Annotated in this window: 13 protein-coding genes; 7 read left to right on the forward strand and 6 right to left on the reverse strand. The window is 71.1% G+C overall.

The genetic code is table 11. From position 1 onward, the window contains the following. Positions 1 to 2: 2 nt before the first annotated feature. Positions 3 to 896: a WcbI family polysaccharide biosynthesis putative acetyltransferase gene (locus Q9S78_RS00290; RefSeq protein ID WP_311868066.1), complete on the reverse strand. Its 894-nt coding sequence runs from the start codon at positions 894 to 896 to the stop codon at positions 3 to 5. Between the two features lie 107 nt (positions 897 to 1,003). On the opposite strand from Q9S78_RS00290, the gene Q9S78_RS00295 reads away from it, so the two are divergent. The 3 genes from Q9S78_RS00295 to purU all read left to right on the forward strand — a co-directional run bounded on the left by Q9S78_RS00295 (position 1,004) and on the right by purU (position 5,208). Continuing rightward, on the forward strand, positions 1,004 to 2,722 hold the full coding sequence (locus Q9S78_RS00295) for a long-chain-fatty-acid--CoA ligase (protein WP_311868067.1): 1,719 nt from the start codon (positions 1,004 to 1,006) through the stop codon (positions 2,720 to 2,722). A gap of 66 nt (positions 2,723 to 2,788) precedes the next feature. Further along, entirely contained in the window at positions 2,789 to 4,273 is a 1,485-nt protein-coding gene (locus Q9S78_RS00300; RefSeq protein WP_311868068.1) for a peptide MFS transporter, read from the forward strand. Between the two features lie 56 nt (positions 4,274 to 4,329). After that, positions 4,330 to 5,208, forward strand: a complete 879-nt coding sequence (gene purU, locus Q9S78_RS00305; protein ID WP_018187485.1) for a formyltetrahydrofolate deformylase — start codon at positions 4,330 to 4,332, stop codon at positions 5,206 to 5,208. 333 nt (positions 5,209 to 5,541) lie between these two features. On the opposite strand, the gene Q9S78_RS00310 is transcribed toward purU, so the two are convergent. Genes Q9S78_RS00310 through Q9S78_RS00320 form a run of 3 tightly spaced genes read right to left on the reverse strand, consistent with a single transcriptional unit; the run spans position 5,542 to position 9,871 of the window. Then, positions 5,542 to 6,066 carry a 2'-5' RNA ligase family protein gene (locus Q9S78_RS00310; protein WP_311868071.1) on the reverse strand — a complete coding sequence of 175 codons (525 nt, stop codon included), beginning with the start codon at positions 6,064 to 6,066 and terminating at the stop codon, positions 5,542 to 5,544. Next, positions 6,063 to 8,045, reverse strand: coding sequence for a M13 family metallopeptidase (locus tag Q9S78_RS00315; protein ID WP_311868072.1), 1,983 nt, complete (start codon positions 8,043 to 8,045; stop codon positions 6,063 to 6,065). The genes Q9S78_RS00310 and Q9S78_RS00315 overlap by 4 nt, the downstream gene beginning before the upstream one ends. 35 nt (positions 8,046 to 8,080) lie before the next feature. Beyond that, positions 8,081 to 9,871 carry an alpha/beta fold hydrolase gene (locus Q9S78_RS00320; RefSeq protein ID WP_311868074.1) on the reverse strand — a complete coding sequence of 597 codons (1,791 nt, stop codon included), beginning with the start codon at positions 9,869 to 9,871 and terminating at the stop codon, positions 8,081 to 8,083. 127 nt (positions 9,872 to 9,998) lie between these two features. Between Q9S78_RS00320 and Q9S78_RS00325 the strand changes: the two genes are divergently transcribed. The 4 genes from Q9S78_RS00325 to araA are packed head-to-tail and all read left to right on the forward strand — an operon-like array spanning position 9,999 to position 14,855. Further along, the gene (locus Q9S78_RS00325) at positions 9,999 to 10,991 is read left to right on the forward strand and encodes a substrate-binding domain-containing protein (protein WP_311868075.1); all 993 of its coding nucleotides are present in this window, start codon (positions 9,999 to 10,001) and stop codon (positions 10,989 to 10,991) included. 44 nt (positions 10,992 to 11,035) lie between these two features. Beyond that, the gene (locus Q9S78_RS00330; RefSeq protein WP_311868077.1) at positions 11,036 to 11,746 is read left to right on the forward strand and encodes an L-ribulose-5-phosphate 4-epimerase; all 711 of its coding nucleotides are present in this window, start codon (positions 11,036 to 11,038) and stop codon (positions 11,744 to 11,746) included. Next, on the forward strand, positions 11,743 to 13,356 hold the full coding sequence (locus Q9S78_RS00335) for an FGGY-family carbohydrate kinase (protein WP_311868080.1): 1,614 nt from the start codon (positions 11,743 to 11,745) through the stop codon (positions 13,354 to 13,356). Before Q9S78_RS00330 ends, Q9S78_RS00335 begins: the two co-directional genes overlap by 4 nt. Then, positions 13,353 to 14,855, forward strand: a complete 1,503-nt coding sequence (gene araA, locus Q9S78_RS00340) for an L-arabinose isomerase (RefSeq protein ID WP_311868083.1) — start codon at positions 13,353 to 13,355, stop codon at positions 14,853 to 14,855. Before Q9S78_RS00335 ends, araA begins: the two co-directional genes overlap by 4 nt. 179 nt (positions 14,856 to 15,034) lie before the next feature. On the opposite strand, the gene Q9S78_RS00345 is transcribed toward araA, so the two are convergent. Both Q9S78_RS00345 and Q9S78_RS00350 read right to left on the reverse strand, forming a co-directional pair. Further along, complete coding sequence (locus tag Q9S78_RS00345; protein WP_020098557.1) at positions 15,035 to 15,586, reverse strand: hypothetical protein; 552 nt, start codon at positions 15,584 to 15,586, stop codon at positions 15,035 to 15,037. Beyond that, complete coding sequence (locus Q9S78_RS00350; protein ID WP_116227564.1) at positions 15,586 to 15,996, reverse strand: DUF4383 domain-containing protein; 411 nt, start codon at positions 15,994 to 15,996, stop codon at positions 15,586 to 15,588. Before Q9S78_RS00350 ends, Q9S78_RS00345 begins: the two co-directional genes overlap by 1 nt. Positions 15,997 to 16,131: the final 135 nt, after the last annotated feature.

A 16,131-nucleotide genomic window follows, 5' to 3' on the forward strand; every position in this document is an offset into this window, starting at 1 on the left:
GGTCAGCGCCGCCAGCGCTCGAGCGTCGGGCGGAGTCGCTCGAGGGCGCCGCGGACGAAGTCGGGGTTCCGGCGGTACCACTCGAGGTGCGCTTCGCGGATCTCGGCGGGATCGACGAGATCGCTGTTGACCCGCCACACCGGCTCGGGCACGGCGTCGAGTCCCCACGCGTCGATGACCCAGTCCTCGCGCGGCGCGTGGACGGCATCCAGCAGCGGCCGGCCCGGATCGGTCGCCGCGCCCGGTCGCCCGAGGGCCCGCAGCACGCGGTCCCCGATCGCGAGGATCACGGGGTTGCCCGGATGGTTCACGGTGCGGACGAGGTCGAAGCCCGGCGCCGCGAACAGGTCGGAGACCCCGACGTCGAGCTGCTGCTCACGCCGCTCGAGCTCTGCGATCGAGTCGGCCGCCTCGGCCCGGACGGCGCCTGCGCCCAGCGCGTCGCGGACGGGGATGCCGCCCGCCTCGGCGAGGGTGCGGACGTCGTGGTACGCGACGATCGGCGGATCCTCCTCCGTCCCCGGCACGTGCAGGACCGCCTGAAACGGGTAGAGGCCCGAGAAGCGGACGACCGGGAAGGTGACCGCCCGACCCGACGCGGGGAGGGATGCCGCGAGCTGCCGCGTCCCCAGCGGGAGGTCGTGGTAATCGTCCTTCACGGGTTGCGCGATGAGCACCGAGGCGCCCGCGAGCACCTCGTGCAGGCGCGCCGCCTCGGCGGCATCCATCTCGTACACCGGCGGGACGCGCAGGAGCGTCAGGTCGTCGGAGTCCAGCACGATCCGCACCGACTCGGCCTGGCAGTTGCCGACGACGACGCCGTAGTCCGTGCGGGGAAGGTCGCCGAAGAACCCGGCGTAGTGGGCGCGGCGGGCGGTGAGCGCATCGTCGGTCATGCCTCGAGCGTCGCAGGCGCCCCCACACTCCGGCCACCCGCTTGCGCGCGGGCACGCACCGAGCAAGGGGAACGCGCTGGGCACCTGCGCGACCTAGGATCGTCGCCGTGCAGCTGAACGAGACCCGCGCCTGGAACCGCTTCTACGCCGCCGGCACGCCGGTCGACATCGAACCCGTGACGGGGTCGCTCATCGACCTGCTCGACGAGCGCGTCGGCCGGTACGGCGAGCGCGACGCGATCGCGTTCTTCGGCCGGGCGGTGACCTACGACGAGCTCGGCTCGCGGGTCGCGCGCGTCGCCGAGGGACTGCGGAAGCTCGGCATCGGCGCCGGCGACCGCGTCGCCCTGATCATGCCGAACGCCCCGCAGCACGTCATCGCGTTCTACGCGGTGCTGCGACTCGGCGCCGTCGTCGTCGAGCACAACCCGCTCTACACGCGGGACGAGCTCGAGGTGCAGTTCCGCGACCACGGCGCCCGCACCGTGATCGCGTGGGACAAGGTCGCGCCGCTCGTCCAGTCGCTGCCGGCCGAGCTCGGCATCCGCGACGTCGTCTCGGTCGACGTGACCACCGCGATGCCGCTGAAGACGCGGATGCTGCTGCGCCTGCCCGTCGCGAAGGCCAGAGAGTCGCGTGGCAAGCTCACGGCGGCCGCGCCCGGCACGATCCCGTTCACACGGCTCGAGAACTCCGCACCGATCGCCCCGAGGCACCCGCGGCCCGGGCGCGACGACCTCGCCTGCCTGCAGTACACCTCGGGCACGACGGGCGACCCGAAGGGCGCCATGATCACCCACGGCAACCTGTGGGCGAACGCGCGCATGGGCGCCGCGTGGATGCCCGACTTCCGCCACGGCGAGGGCAGCATCTACGGCCTGCTGCCGATGTTCCACTCCTTCGGTCTGCTGCTGTCGGTCATCTACTCGGTCGAGACCGGGTCGCGCGCCGTGCTCTTCCCCACCTTCGACCCCGAACTGGTGGTGGATGCCGCGAAGACCTTCCCGCCGACGTTCATCCCCGCCGTCCCGCCGATGTTCGACCGGCTGGCCCGGGTCGCCCGCGACGGCGCCCTCGACCTCAGCCGCGTCGTGTACTCCATCTCGGGAGCGATGACCCTGACCCCGACGGTCGTCTCACGCTGGGAGAAGCTCGCGGGCAGCATGCTCAACGAGGGGTACGGCCTCACCGAGACGAGCCCCATCGCACTGGCCAACCCGTTCGACGAGTCGCGCCGTATCGGGGCCATCGGCATCCCGTTCCCCTCGACCGACATCAAGGTCGTCGATCCCGACGAGCCGACCCGCGAGGTCGCGCAGGGCGAGACCGGCGAGCTGCTCATCCACGGACCGCAGGTGTTCGCGGGGTACTGGAACCGTCCCGAGGAGACCGCCGCGACCCTCCTCGAGGGCGGCTGGGTGCGTACCGGCGACCTCGTGCAGCAGGACGAGGACGGCTTCGTCACAGTCGTCGACCGCAAGAAGGAGCTCATCATCACGGGCGGTTTCAACGTCGCCCCCTCGGAGGTCGAGCAGGTCGTGACCGCCACGCCGGGCGTCGCTGAGACCGCGGTCGTCGGCATCCCCCGCGGTGGCGGAGCCGAGGTCGTCACCGCCGTGGTCGTCCTGGAGGAGGGCGCGACGTTCGACGAGGCCGCCGCGCGCGAGCTCGCCCGCGAGCGCCTCGCGGAGTACAAGCGGCCGACGACCTACGTCGTGTGGGAGGAGCTGCCGAAGTCCCTCATCGGCAAGGTGCTCCGCCGTCGGGTCCGCGACACGCTGCTCGCCGATCGTCACGCCACCCGCGCCGCCGTCGGCGAGGACTGATACACCCGCGCGGAGTGTCGCACAACCTGGGTGCCCCGTCCAGGACCGGTGCCTAGCCTGGGACGAATGCGGAACGTACCTCCCGTCGACCTCCCATCCTCCGACGACACCGCAGCGCGCGACACCCGATTCTTCGGTCAGCCGTTCGCGCTCGCGCACGTGTTCGGCGTCGAGATGTGGGAGCGCTTCAGCTTCTACGGCATGCAGGGAATCCTGCTGCTGTACCTGTACTTCTCGGTCACCGACGGCGGTCTCGGCGTCGACAAGACGGTCGCGGCGAGCATCGTCGGCGCCTACGGCGGCGCGGTCTACCTGTCGACCGTCCTCGGGGCGTGGGTCGCCGACCGCATCCTCGGCGCCGAACGCGTGCTCTTCCTGAGCGCGATCGTCATCATGGCGGGGCACATCGCCCTCGCCCTCCTCCCCGGCTTCGCGGGCGTGACCGTGGGCCTCATCCTGGTCGCCTTCGGATCGGGCGGACTCAAGGCGACCGCCACGAGCGTCGTCGGCACCCTCTACGCCGCCGACGATTCCCGACGGGATGCCGGTTTCTCGCTGTTCTACCTCGGCATCAACCTCGGCGCCTTCGCCGGCCCCCTGCTGACCGGACTGCTGCAGTCGACCCTCGGGTTCCACTGGGGCTTCGGGCTCGCCGCACTCGGCATGGCACTGGGCCTCGCCCAGTACTCGTTCGGCCGCCGGAGCCTGCCCGCCGAGGCGCGCGTGGTGCCCAACCCGCTGCCGCGCGGACGCTACCCGCTGTTCGCCGGGATCGGCGTCGCCGCCGTGGTGGTCATCGTCGTCCTGGTCCTGACCGGCGTCATCCGCGCCGACAACCTGGCGCTGATCGTGATCGGTGCGGTGATCCTCGCGGCTATCGCGTACTTCGCCGTCATCCTGCTCAGCCGTCAGATCACCTCGCAGGAGCGCAGCCGCGTGTGGGGCTTCCTGCCGCTGTTCCTCACGTCGGTCGTGTTCTGGTCGCTCTACCAGCAGCAGTTCACGGTCGTGACGCTGTACTCGGCCGAGCGCCTCGACCGCAACCTGTTCGGCTGGGAGATGCCGATCCCGTGGGTGCAGTCGATCAACCCGGTGTTCATCATCCTGCTGGCGGGCGTCTTCACGGCGGTGTGGTCGAAGCTCGGCTCACGCCAGCCGTCGACGCCGGTGAAGTTCGCATTCGGCGTCGCCGTCATGGGCGTCGCCTTCCTGCAGTTCCTGCCCTTCGCGGGCGGCGGGGCGAACTCGACGCCGCTGCTGGCGATCGTCGGCATCCTGCTCGTCTTCACGGTCGCCGAGCTGATGCTCTCTCCCGTGGGACTGTCGGCGGCGACCAAGCTCGCGCCGGAGCGGTTCCAGACGCAGATGGTCGCGCTGTTCTTCCTGTCGGTGTCGCTCGGCACCGCCATCGCCGGCCAGCTCGCGACGCTGTACGACCCCGAGAACGAAGTCCCCTACTTCTCGACCCTCGGCCTCATCTCGATCGCGATGGGCGTGCTGCTGCTGGTCTGCGTGAAGCCGGTGCTGTCGCTCATGAAGGGCGTGCGCTGACGGATGCCGCGCGTCACGCGGTCGGCATCCGTCACCGCACAGGGCAGAATCGAGGGATGACTTCGTCCGTGTCGCAGCTCCACCCCGACCACGCCTGCCTCATCGTGCACGGCAAGGACAGCCCCGGCATCATCGCCGCGGTCTCGGCGATGATCACGCGGATCGGTGGCAACATCGTCCAGTTCGACCAGTACTCCGACGACCCCCGCGGCGGCGCGTACTTCCAGCGCGTCGTGTTCCACCGCCCGGGCTTCGCGGGGCAGCGCCCCGCGATCGAGACCGAGATCGGCGACACGCTCGCTCCCTTCGATCTGGAGTGGTCGCTCACCGACCAGTCGGTGCCCAAGCGCATGGCGATCCTGTCGTCGAAGCAGGACCACTGCCTGCTCGACCTGCTGTGGCGCAACCGCCGCGGCGAGCTGCCCATCACGGTGCCGATGGTCGTCTCGAACCACGCGACGTCGGCCGATGACGTGCGCTCGTTCGGGGTGCCGTTCTTCCACGTGCCGTCGACGCCGGGCCCCGACAAGTCGGCATCCGAGGCGAAGATCCTCGAGCTGCTGAAGGGCAACGTCGATTTCGTCGTGCTCGCCCGCTACATGCAGATCCTGTCGCCGGAGTTCCTCGCCGAGCTCGGGGTGCCGGTCATCAACATCCACCACTCGTTCCTGCCCGCCTTCATCGGTGCCGAGCCGTACCGCAAGGCGAAGGAGCGCGGCGTGAAGCTCATCGGTGCGACGAGCCACTACGTCACCGGCGACCTCGACGAGGGTCCGATCATCGAGCAGGACACCATCCGCGTCACCCACGCCGACACGACCGCCGAGCTCGTGCGACGCGGCGCCGACGTCGAGCGTCAGGTGCTGTCCCGCGCGGTGCGCTGGCACGCCGAGGACCGCGTCATCCGCCACGGGAACCACACGATCGTCTTCTGACGCGGGGTTCCGGGGACGCGATTCGCCGCCGCGGGCCCGTCGGGGCGGCCTGTCGCGTCCCCGGAAGCGTTCATCGGCGCCGAATGGCGGCCCGCGACGCGCACAGCCCGACCTTCGGCGCGACTGAGCGCGCGTTCAGCCCGTCGCACTCCCCCGTCGCAAACGGCAGCGCCACACCGCGTGTTGAGACAGGGGAAGCACAGGGGGCGACCACGCCCCGCACTCCCCTGTCGCAAACGGCAGCGCCACACGGCGTGTCGCGACAGGGGAAGCACACAGCGCGACGAGCGCAGAGACCCCGCACACAGCGCGACGGGCGCACAGACCCCGCGCTCAGCCCCCGAACTCTCCCAGCGAGGTGACGGTGGCGGATGCCGCGTCCCACCGCCTCAGCCCGCGCGCCGTCCCGAGGATGGGGTCGCCGAGCAGCGGCAGCGCGCGCTCGAGGTCGGACACCTTGATCCGGCGCGCGAGGGTGACGTGCGGCATCCATTCGCCCGGCGCGGTGTGCGGAGCGTCGTCGCCGGCGCCGGCGGCCTCGTGCACGGCGGCGTGCAGGGCGAGCATCTCGGCCGACGGGACGACCGAACGGGCCAGCACCCGCCGCTCCCCCGCCCCGAAGAGTGCGACCGCACCCAGCCTCACGGGGAACGCCGCGGGCAGCGGCACCCGCGCGAGGGTCACCGCGGGACGCACGAGCAGCGTCACGTGCGGGGCATTCGAGGGCGACGTGTGCGCGGCGAGGCTCGACAGCCCGGCGTCGGCGAGCGCCTGCCACTCCGCGCGCACGGCGCGCTCGGTCGCCGCATCGAACTCGAGCTCGATGCTGACGACCGGCGCGCCGCGCACCGCGGTCACCAGATGGTGACGCGCTTGTCCTGATCGAGCCAGAGCGCGTCGGCCTCGGTCACGTCGAAGGCGGCGTAGAACTCGTCGATGTTGCGGACGATCTGGTTGCAGCGGAACTCGTTCGGCGAGTGCGGGTCGATCGTCAGCAGACGGATCGTCTCGGCATCGCGCCCCTTCTGCTGCCAGATCTGACCCCAGCTGAGCAGCAGACGCTGGATGCCGGTGAGTCCGTCGATGACGGGACCGTCGGCATCCGTCGACCCGGTCGTCTTCAGGTGCAGCCGATACGCCTCGATCGCGATGCCGAGGCCGCCCAGGTCGCCGATGTTCTCGCCGATCGTGAGGGCGCCGTTGACGGTGTGCCCCTCGGACAGCCCCTGCGGGACCAGCGCGTTGTACTGCTCGATGAGGGTCTTCGTGCGCTCGGTGAACGCCGTGCGGTCCTCGTCGGTCCACCAGTCGTTGAGCGCACCGGTGCCGTCGAACGCGCTCCCCTGGTCGTCGAAGCCGTGGCCGATCTCGTGCCCGATGACCGCACCGATGCCGCCGTAGTTCGCGGCCGGATCGCGCTCCATGTCGAAAAACGGGAACTGCAGGATCGCCGCGGGGAACACGATCTCGTTCATGAGCGGGTTGTAGTACGCGTTGACCGTCTGCGGGGTCATGAACCACTCGTCACGGTCGATAGGCGAGCCGAGCTTCGCGACCTGCTGGTCGTGCTGCCACGCGTTCGAGCGGCGGACGTTGCCGATGAGGTCGGATGCATCGACCTCGAGCGCCGAATAGTCCTTCCACTTCACGGGGTAGCCGACCTTCGGGGTGAAGGCCTCGAGCTTCTCGAGCGCGCGCTCGCGCGTGGCGGGCGTCATCCACTCGAGCGACGAGATCGACTGCCGGTAGGCCTCGATGAGGTTGTCGACGAGGACGTCCATCTCCTCCTTGGCGCGCGGCGGGAAGTGACGCTCGACGTACACCTTGCCGACCGCCTCGCCGAGCGCGGCCTCGACGAGCGAGACACCGCGCTTCCAGCGCTCGCGGTTCACGGGCACGCCGGTCATCTCGGTGCCGTAGAACGCGAAGTTCGCGTCGACGAAGGCCTGCGACAGGAACGGAGCGGACGAACGGATGACCTGCAGACGCAGCCACGCCTTCCAGTCCTCGAGGCGGCCCTCGACCAGCAGCGTGCCGAGGCCCTCGAAGAAGCTCGGCTGGTTGACGTCGACGTCCTCTATGACGCCCGTCTTGCCGGCGGCGACGGCGTCGCGCCACGGGGCGAGGTCGACGCCGGTGAGCTGCACTGCGGCATCCCACGACATCAGGTTGTAGGTCGCGACGGCGTCACGGCTGCGGACGTTGTCCCAGTGGTGGGACGCGATCTCGGTCTCGAGGGCGACGACACGGTCGGCCTGCGCCTCGGCATCGTCGACACCGGCGAGGCTGAACAGCTTCGCGACGTACGCACGGAACGCGATGCGGGTCTTCTCGAAGTTGTCGAGGCGGTAGTAGCTCTCGTCGGGCAGCGACAGCCCGCCCTGCACGAGGAACATCACGTAGCGCTGCGGGTTGCCCGGGTCGGGCTCGATGTAGGTGCCGAAGACGCCCGAGACACCCTCGCGCTCCAGCGACCCGGCGGTGCTCAGGAAGCTCGGGATGCCGGTGACCCGGTCGACGAGCGCCAGCTGCGGGGCGACGGCGTCGGCGCCGCGCTCCTCGATCGTGTCGGTGTCCATGAAGCTCGCGTACAGGTCGCCGATCTTGCGGGTCTCGGTGCCCGGCTCTGCGTCCGTCGACTCCTCGATGATCGCCCGGACGTCGTGCTCGGCCTGCTCGGCGACGAGGTGGAACGACCCCCACCGCGCCTTGTCCTCGGGGATCTCGGTGCGGTCGAGCCACGATCCGTTGACGTAACGGAACAGGTCGTCCTGCGGTCGGACGTCGGAGCTCAACTCGTCGAGATGGATGCCGGAGGGAAGGGTGTTCTCGGTCATGCGTCCCACCCTATGGGCGCACCCAGACCCCCGGCTCACTTCCTCGTGGTCGAGCACTTCTCCGGGCCCGGCTCGCCCGCGAACCGGGCGGTCGTCCACTCGATGAGCTCGTCGAGCAGCGGCGACGGACGCTCGACGACCGCCGCGTGCTCGTAGCCGTCGTAGACGCGGTAGTCGACGACCTGACCAGCCGAGCACATCCGCTTCGCGAACGCGGTCTGTGTCGCCACGGGGATGACGCTGTCCGCCCCGCCGTGGGCGAGCAGCACGGGCGCGTTCTGCCGGAGCGGCGCCGCGTTCTCTCGGAGGTGCACCCCGAGGGGACCGGATGCCGGGGGCTCCGAGAACAGCCGCGGATCGCCGCTCATGCCGAGCGAGGCGGCGACCGAGACGACGATCGCGGGATCGGACAGACATCGCTCCGACATCTGCCGGAGGACGGTGTCGGCACCCGGCCTCACGTACTCGTCATAGGACACGTCGTCGTAGATCGACGAGAACGCCGCGAACGCGTACGAGGCGAAGATGCTGCCGCCGGTCACGCTCGAGATGTTCTGCACGAGGGCGGACGGATCACTCGCCGGCGCGAGCGCCGCGACGCCCTGCACGTAGAGCTCGGGCGCGTACTCGCGCGCCATCGAGCCGGCCCAGAGCGCGGCCGCGCCGCCCTGCGAGTGGCCCCAGATGACCGTGCGGGTGCCGAGGTCGGCATCCTGCAACTCCCGCGCGGCGCGCACCGCGTCGAGCGACGCCGTCGCACTCGGCGGACCGATGAGGTACGGATGCGGCCCCTCGGTGCCGAGGCCGATGTAGTCCGTCGCGACGACCGCCCATCCCTGCCGGATGATCGTCGGCAAAATGTACAGCGCACCCGACCACAGACCGCGCGGCTGCAGCGAGGGGGCGCAGCTCTCCGAGAAGCCCGTCGTCCCGTGGTTCCAGTCGACGATCGGCCACTTCCCGTCGCCCTCCTTCGGCACGACGACGACACCGCTCGCGACGCGCACCTCACCCTCCACGCCCGTGGTCGTGTAGAGGATCCGCCACGCGGTCGCCGAGACCGGGATGCCGGCGGTGAACGGCTCCGCCCGGATCAGCCGGCCCGGTTGCCCGGGCATGTCACGGGGCGCGGCGTAGAAGTCGTCGACGACGGTCGAGCCTTCGCGCAGCGGCACGGTCACGAGCGCGGTCGTCACGGCGAGCGCGACCGACACGAGAGCGGTCACGGTGCGCCCCCACCGGCGCAGCCTGCGGGGCTCGTGGCGGCGCTCGGCGCGGGTGTCGCGGCGACGGCGCAGCCGCATCCAGAGGTCGGTGACCCCGCTCATGATGAGGCGGGCCCCGAACACGACGGCCACGACGAGCAGGGTGATGTCGGGCCAGAACAGCGCGAGGACGCCGAAGATCACACCCGAGATCGAGAAGGCGGCATCCGCGATGCGGGCATCCAGCGTGCGTCCCTTCGCGAAGACGGCCACGAGTCCCGCCGCGCCCGCGGCGAACAGCAGAATGCCGACGAGCGTCGCGACGACACGGACCGTCAGGCCGGGGGTGAGGAGCACGATGAGCCCGCCGACCACCCACGCTCCGCCGGTGATCGTCCGCCAGCGGGGGCGCTGGCCCTCGCCGTCGCGGCCGGTCAGATCCAGCACGCCGGTGAGGACCATGCCGCCGCCGATGAGCCAGGCGAGCACGCCGAGGGCCGTCGTCGGGCGGATGACGATGACCACGCCGAGCACGACCGCTGCCACCGCGACGATCACCCGCACCCACTCGGGCAGGCGCGCGTAGAAGCGCCCGAGCGCGAGTCGCTGCAGCAGCCGCATCCGGTCCCTCCTCCGTCGTCGGCGTGAATCCTCCACCGTAATCCTGCTGGCCGATGAGCTCCCGCTCCTCGACATCGGGCGACTCGGCGTGCAAGGGGCCGCCGCGGGCAGGGCTACAGTGAGCGCCATGGGACGGGCCGGGACGATGCGCGCGAGCGTCCGCGACGTCGCCGCCCGCGCCGGAGTCTCGACGCAGACCGTCTCGCGCGTCATCAACGACAGCCCGAACCTGCGGCCCGAGACCCGTGCCCGCGTCGAAGCGGCGATCGCCGAACTCGGCTACCGCGTCAACAACGCCGCACGATCCCTGGGCACCTCGACGACCCGCACCGTCGGGGTCGTCGCCTCCGACGCCACCCTGTGGGGCCCCGGCGCGGGCATCGCCGCGCTCGACGCGGCGGCGCGGGCGGCGGGCCGCTGGTTGGCGACGACCTACGCGGATGCCGCGGACCCGGCATCCGTCACCGATGCCGCCCAGCGGCTGCTCGCCCAGGGCGTCGATGCGCTCATCGTCGTCGCCCCGCACACCGCGACGCTCCCCGCCCTGCGACAGGTCGCAGGCGACACCCGGCTCGCCGCGCTGCACACCGGTGAGGGCGCCGCCCGGCAGCGCGCCGGCGCGGCGCTCGCTGTCGACCACCTCGTCACGCTCGGCCATCGGCGCATCGCGCGACTCGCGGGACCCGCCGACTGGCTCGAGGCCACGGCCCGCGACGAGGGCGTCGATGGCGCGCTGGATGCCGCCGGCATCCGTCCCGCGGCGATCTGGCACGGCGACTGGAGCGCGGCGGCGGGAGCCTCGATCGCGCGCGAGGTGGCCGTCGCGGTGCGCGGAGCGGACGGGCCGACGGCGGTCGCGGCGGCCAACGACCAGATGGCGCTCGGCCTCATCGCCGGCCTCGTCGCCGAGGGCCTGCGGGTTCCCGAGGACGTCTCGGTCACGGGTTTCGACGACAACGCGGATGCCGCCTTCTACACGCCCGCGCTCACCACGGTGCGCGTCGACACGGCCGGTGAGGCGCAGCGCGTGGTCGCCGAGGCCCTCGGCCTGCCCGCGCGCGGCGATGTCGCGGAGCCGGTGCTCATCGCTCGCGCATCGAGCGCCGCGCCGCCCGACTGAGCCGGCTCTGGCGCGAGCAAGATGTTACCGGTAACATCAATCGCATGACCGATCTCGATGAGGCGATCGCGGCCGTCCGCGCGGACGTCGCCGCCCTGCATGCCGAACTCGTCCGCTACGGCCTCGTCGTCTGGACCGGGGGCAACGTCTCGGGACGCGTGCGCGTTGGTGAAGACCGCAGTGCCGACCTCTTCGTCATCAAGCCGTCCGGCGTCTCGTACGACGACCTCGCGCCCGAGAACATGATCCTCTGCGACCTCGACGGCACCGTCGTGCCCGGCACCCCGGGCAGCGACCGCTCGCCCTCGAGCGACACCGCCGCGCACGCCTACGTGTACCGGAACATGCCGGACGTCGGCGGCGTCGTCCACACGCACTCCCCGTACGCCGTGGCCTGGGCCGCGCGCGGCGAGGAGATCCCCTGCGTCATCACCGGCATGGCCGACGAGTTCGGCGGCCCGATCCCGGTCGGGCCGTTCGCGATCATCGGCGACGACTCGATCGGCCGCGGCATCGTCGAGACGCTGATCGGCCACCGCTCTCGCGCCGTGCTCATGCAGAACCACGGACCGTTCACGATCGGCGTCAGCGCGAAGGATGCCGTGAAGGCCGCCGTGATGTGCGAGGACGCCGCGCGCACCGTGCACTTCGCGCGGCAGGGGGGCGAGCTGATCCCGATCCCGCAGGAGAAGATCGACGCCCTCTACAACCGGTACCAGAACGTGTACGGCCAGAGCACGGACGCCCGCCGATGAGCGTCATCTCCTCCGGCGGCGCGGCGTTGGGCATCGAGCTCGGCTCGACCCGCATCAAGGCCTGCCTCGTCGACGCGAGCTACCCGACCACCGTGCTGGCCGTCGGCAGCCACGAATGGGAGAACGCCCTCGTGGACGGCGTGTGGACCTACTCCGAGGACGCGATCTGGTCGGGCCTGCAGGCCGCCTACGCCGACCTTGTCGCCGACGTCCGCCGGCAGGGCGCCGAACTCACGGAGCTCGCCGGCATCGGCGTCTCCGCGATGATGCACGGCTACCTCGCCTTCGACGCCGAGGGGAACCTCCTCGTGCCGTTCCGCACCTGGCGCAACACGTCCACCGGCGCTGCCGCGGCCGAGCTGACCGACCTGCTGGGTGTCAACATCCCGCTCCGCTGGTCGATCGCCCACCTTCACCAGGCCGTCCTCGACGACGAGGCGCACCTCGCCTCGCTCGCGAAGATCAACACCCTCGCCGGCTGGGTCCACGAGAAGCTCACCGGACGCTTCGCGCTCGGCGTCGGCGACGCGTCGGGCATGTTCCCGATCGGCACGGACGGCGGCTACGACCGCGGCCGCATCGCGGCGTACGACGCGCACGCCGCCGGGTTCCTCGCCGGACGCAGCCTGACGGACCTCCTGCCCGCGGTCCTTCCCGCGGGGGCGGATGCCGGGACTCTCACCGCCGCAGGCGCCGCCCTCCTCGATCCGGCCGGCACGCTCCGCCCGGGCGCCGTGACGGCCCCCGCAGAGGGCGACGCCGGCACCGGCATGGTCGCCACCAACGCGGTCTCACCGCGTACGGGCAACGTCAGCGCCGGCACGAGCATCTTCGCAATGGTGGTCCTCGAGCGTCCGCTGGAGCGCGTGCACACCGAGATCGACCTCGTCACGACGCCCGCCGGCGACCCGGTCGCGATGGTGCACTGCAACAACGGCGCGAGCGAGCTGGCGTCGTTCGCGTCGCTGTTCGCGCGGTTCGCCGCGGCATCCGGTCAGTCGATCTCGACGGACGCCGTCTACGAGACGCTCCTGCGCGAAGCGCTCGAGGGCGCTGCGGATGCCGGTGGGGTCCTCGCGTACAACCACCTGAGCGGCGAGCCGATCGCCGGTCTCGACGAGGGCCGGCCGCTCGTGGTGCGCACCCCCGACGCGGACTTCTCGCTCGCGAACGTCATGCGCGCGCAGGTCTACGGCGTCTTCGCGACGCTCGCGATCGGCATGCAGACCCTTGCCGAGGAGGGCGTCGCGCTCGACGCGATGTTCGCGCACGGCGGGGTATTCCGCACCGCCGGTGTCGCGCAACGCTTCCTCGCCGGCGCGCTCGACGCGCCCGTCACGGTCGGCGACACCGCCGCGGAGGGCGGCGCGTGGGGCATGGCCGTGCTGGCGGCGTTCGCCGCCGCGGAGTCCGGCCAGGACCTCGCGTCGTACCTCACCGACCACGTCTTCGCGGGGGCGGCCTCCGTCACGGCCGACCCCGACCCGGTCGACGTCGCCGGGTTCGCCGACTACCTCGCGCGCTACCGCGACGGCCTGGCCGTCGAGGGCGCCGCCATCACCGCTCTGCCGCTGCGCGGCATCCGCTCATCGAACGAAGGAACAGCATGACCCTCTCCACCAGCCTCGAGCAGTACACCGTCTGGTTCGTCACCGGCAGCCAGAACCTCTACGGCGAGGAGACGCTGCGGCAGGTCGCCGAGCAGTCGCAGGCCGTCGCGGAGGGCCTCGCGGGCCTTCCGGTGAAGGTCGAGTGGAAGCCCGTCCTGAAGGACTCGGACTCGATCAAGCGGCTCGCCCTCGACGCCAACGCCGACGACTCGGTGATCGGCGTCATCGCGTGGATGCACACCTTCAGCCCCGCGAAAATGTGGATCTCGGGTCTCGACGCGCTCCGCAAGCCCCTGCTGCACCTGCACACGCAGGCCAACGTCGAGCTGCCGTGGAACGACATCGACTTCGATTTCATGAACCTCAACCAGGCCGCCCACGGCGACCGCGAGTTCGGGTACATCCAGACGCGCCTGGGCGTCGCGCGCAAGACCGTCGTCGGACATGTCTCGAACCCCGTCGTCCTGCAGCAGATCGAGGACTGGGAGCGCGCCGCCGCGGGCTGGCAGGCCGTCAAGACCCTCAAGCTCGCCCGCTTCGGCGACAACATGCGCTACGTCGCGGTCACCGAGGGCGACAAGACCGAAGCCGAGCTGCAGTTCGGCGTGCAGGTCAACACGTGGGGCGTGAACGAGTTGGCGGATGCCGTGGCCCAGGCATCCGAGGCGCAGATCGACGCGCTCGTCGAGGAGTACGTGGCCTCGTACGACGTGGCGCCGGAGCTGCTGCCCGGCGCCGAGCGGCACCAGTCGCTGCGCGACGGAGCGGCGATCGAGATCGGGCTGCGCTCGTTCCTCGAGGCCGGCGGCTTCGGGGCGTTCACGACGTCGTTCGAGGACCTCGGCGCTCTCACCCAGCTGCCCGGCCTCGCGGTGCAGCGCCTCATGGCGGAGGGCTACGGCTTCGGCGCCGAGGGCGACTGGAAGACGGCGATCCTCGTGCGCGTCGCGAACGTCATGGGATCGGGTCTGCCCGGCGGGGCGAGCCTCATGGAGGACTACACCTACGACCTGGTTCCCGGCAACGAGCGGATCCTCGGCGCCCACATGCTCGAGGTGTCGCCGACCCTGACGACGTCGAGGCCGCGCCTCGAGGTGCACGAGCTCGGGATCGGCGGCAAGGCCGACCCCGTGCGCCTGGTCTTCACGGCGGACGCCGGTCCTGCGCTCGTCGTCGCGATGAGCGACATGCGCGACCGGTTCCGCCTCGTCGCGAACGTCGTCGAGAACGTCGACGCCCCCGACCTGCCGAAGCTGCCGGTGGGTCGCGCGGTCTGGAAGCCGTCGCCGGACTTCGCGACCTCGGCATCCTGCTGGCTCGCTGCGGGCGCCGCGCACCACACCGTCATGACGACGGCCGTGGGCATCGAGGTGTTCCGCGACTTCGCCGACATCGCCGGCACCGAGCTGCTCGTCATCGACGAGGACACGACGGTGCGCGGCTTCCAGAAGGAACTCCGCTGGAACCAGGCCTACTACCGCCTCGCGCGCGGTCTGTAAGACGCACACGAGAACGCCCCGGTGCCGATGTGGCGCCGGGGCGTTTCGTGTGTTGCGGCCTACCGGGGCGCGGATTCGGATGATGCGCTCGGATTCGGACCGGCTTCCCCGTTCTCATCCGAATCCGGCGAAGATCTCCGAATCCGTCGCCCTGACGGGCAACGGGATGCCGGACGGGCTCAGTGCCCGCCGTGCCCGCCGTGGCCCGTCATGAAGACCTCGTTGACCGAGGCGCCGGGAGCGTCGCTGCCGATCGGGGTCGCGGCAAGGGCCGGTGTCACGACACCGGCGAGCAGGAAGGCGCCGGCGATGAGACCGCCGATGCTCGTCCGCGCCGCGGCCCGCGCGGTGGGCCGACTCGGTCGTCCCCTGTCGGCGCGACGCAGCGCGACCGCCGACACGACGCCGACGGCGAGTGACAGAACCGCGGCGACCACCACGGGGTAGATGCTCACCTGCGCCGGCCCGACGAGCATGAGCGCGAACAGCAGGACGATCCCGACCAGCGAGACGGCCACCCCGGAGCGGGGCGTCGCGAGCCGGCCCTTGGCCAGCGTCACCATCCCCCACGCGAGGGTCGCCGCGCCGACGGTGGCGAGCAGGATGCCGATGCCACGGTCGGCGGCATCGGCACCCTTCACGATCGCGCCCGCACTCAGCCCGAGCTGGACCAGCCCTGCTCCCCACGCGGCGAGCGCGGGCCAGGAGCGGACGAGGGCGGACGGCGACATCAGACGGCCGCGCGGGTGGGGACCTGCTTGTCGGCGGCGATGCCGACGCCGAGCAGGACGATCGCGCTCGCGAGGTGCAGGAAGTGGTCGGCCGTGTTCAGCGCGAGGATGTTCGCTGCGCTGCCGACGAGGAAGAAGCCCACGATGCCGAGCAGCAGGTACGCGGCTCCGACGACGAGGTTGACGCCCTTGGCGGCGCGGACGTTCGACAGGCCGCCGATCAGCAGCGCGGCACCGATCAGGAGGTGCGCGACGTTGTGCAGCGGGTTGACCATGAAGATGCCGAGCAGCAGGCCACCATCGGTGGCGATGAAGTCGACCCCTCCGGTGACGGCGAAGCCGAGCAGGCCGACGAGGATGTAGACGGCGCCGAAGATGACGGCGACGAGGCGGTTGGGTGAGCTGGTCATGTGAGTGTCCCTCCATTTGGTGCGACGGATGCCGCGGCCGTGCATTCAGGTGCTACACAGCATTCGGTGCGAGGCCGGGAACGGATTGCGCCCAGTCTGTTCACGCGACTGTAGGGACGGGCAGGCCTCCTCGCT

Origin of the sequence: Microbacterium aquilitoris (assembly GCF_031932285.1) — a bacterium.
In the GTDB taxonomy this organism is placed as follows: Bacteria; Actinomycetota; Actinomycetes; order Actinomycetales; family Microbacteriaceae; genus Microbacterium; species Microbacterium aquilitoris.

Excerpts from the sequence above, each read along its gene's own strand:
- Q9S78_RS00290 (WP_311868066.1), bottom strand. The coding sequence starts at position 896 with ATGACCGACGATGCGCTCACCGCCCGCCGCGCCCACTACGCCGGGTTC.
- Q9S78_RS00300 (WP_311868068.1), top strand. The coding sequence starts at position 2,789 with ATGCGGAACGTACCTCCCGTCGACCTCCCATCCTCCGACGACACCGCA.
- purU (WP_018187485.1), top strand. The coding sequence starts at position 4,330 with ATGACTTCGTCCGTGTCGCAGCTCCACCCCGACCACGCCTGCCTCATC.
- Q9S78_RS00315 (WP_311868072.1), bottom strand. The coding sequence starts at position 8,045 with ATGACCGAGAACACCCTTCCCTCCGGCATCCATCTCGACGAGTTGAGC.
- Q9S78_RS00320 (WP_311868074.1), bottom strand. The coding sequence starts at position 9,871 with ATGCGGCTGCTGCAGCGACTCGCGCTCGGGCGCTTCTACGCGCGCCTG.
- Q9S78_RS00325 (WP_311868075.1), top strand. The coding sequence starts at position 9,999 with ATGGGACGGGCCGGGACGATGCGCGCGAGCGTCCGCGACGTCGCCGCC.
- Q9S78_RS00330 (WP_311868077.1), top strand. The coding sequence starts at position 11,036 with ATGACCGATCTCGATGAGGCGATCGCGGCCGTCCGCGCGGACGTCGCC.
- Q9S78_RS00335 (WP_311868080.1), top strand. The coding sequence starts at position 11,743 with ATGAGCGTCATCTCCTCCGGCGGCGCGGCGTTGGGCATCGAGCTCGGC.
- araA (WP_311868083.1), top strand. The coding sequence starts at position 13,353 with ATGACCCTCTCCACCAGCCTCGAGCAGTACACCGTCTGGTTCGTCACC.
- Q9S78_RS00345 (WP_020098557.1), bottom strand. The coding sequence starts at position 15,586 with ATGTCGCCGTCCGCCCTCGTCCGCTCCTGGCCCGCGCTCGCCGCGTGG.
- Q9S78_RS00350 (WP_116227564.1), bottom strand. The coding sequence starts at position 15,996 with ATGACCAGCTCACCCAACCGCCTCGTCGCCGTCATCTTCGGCGCCGTC.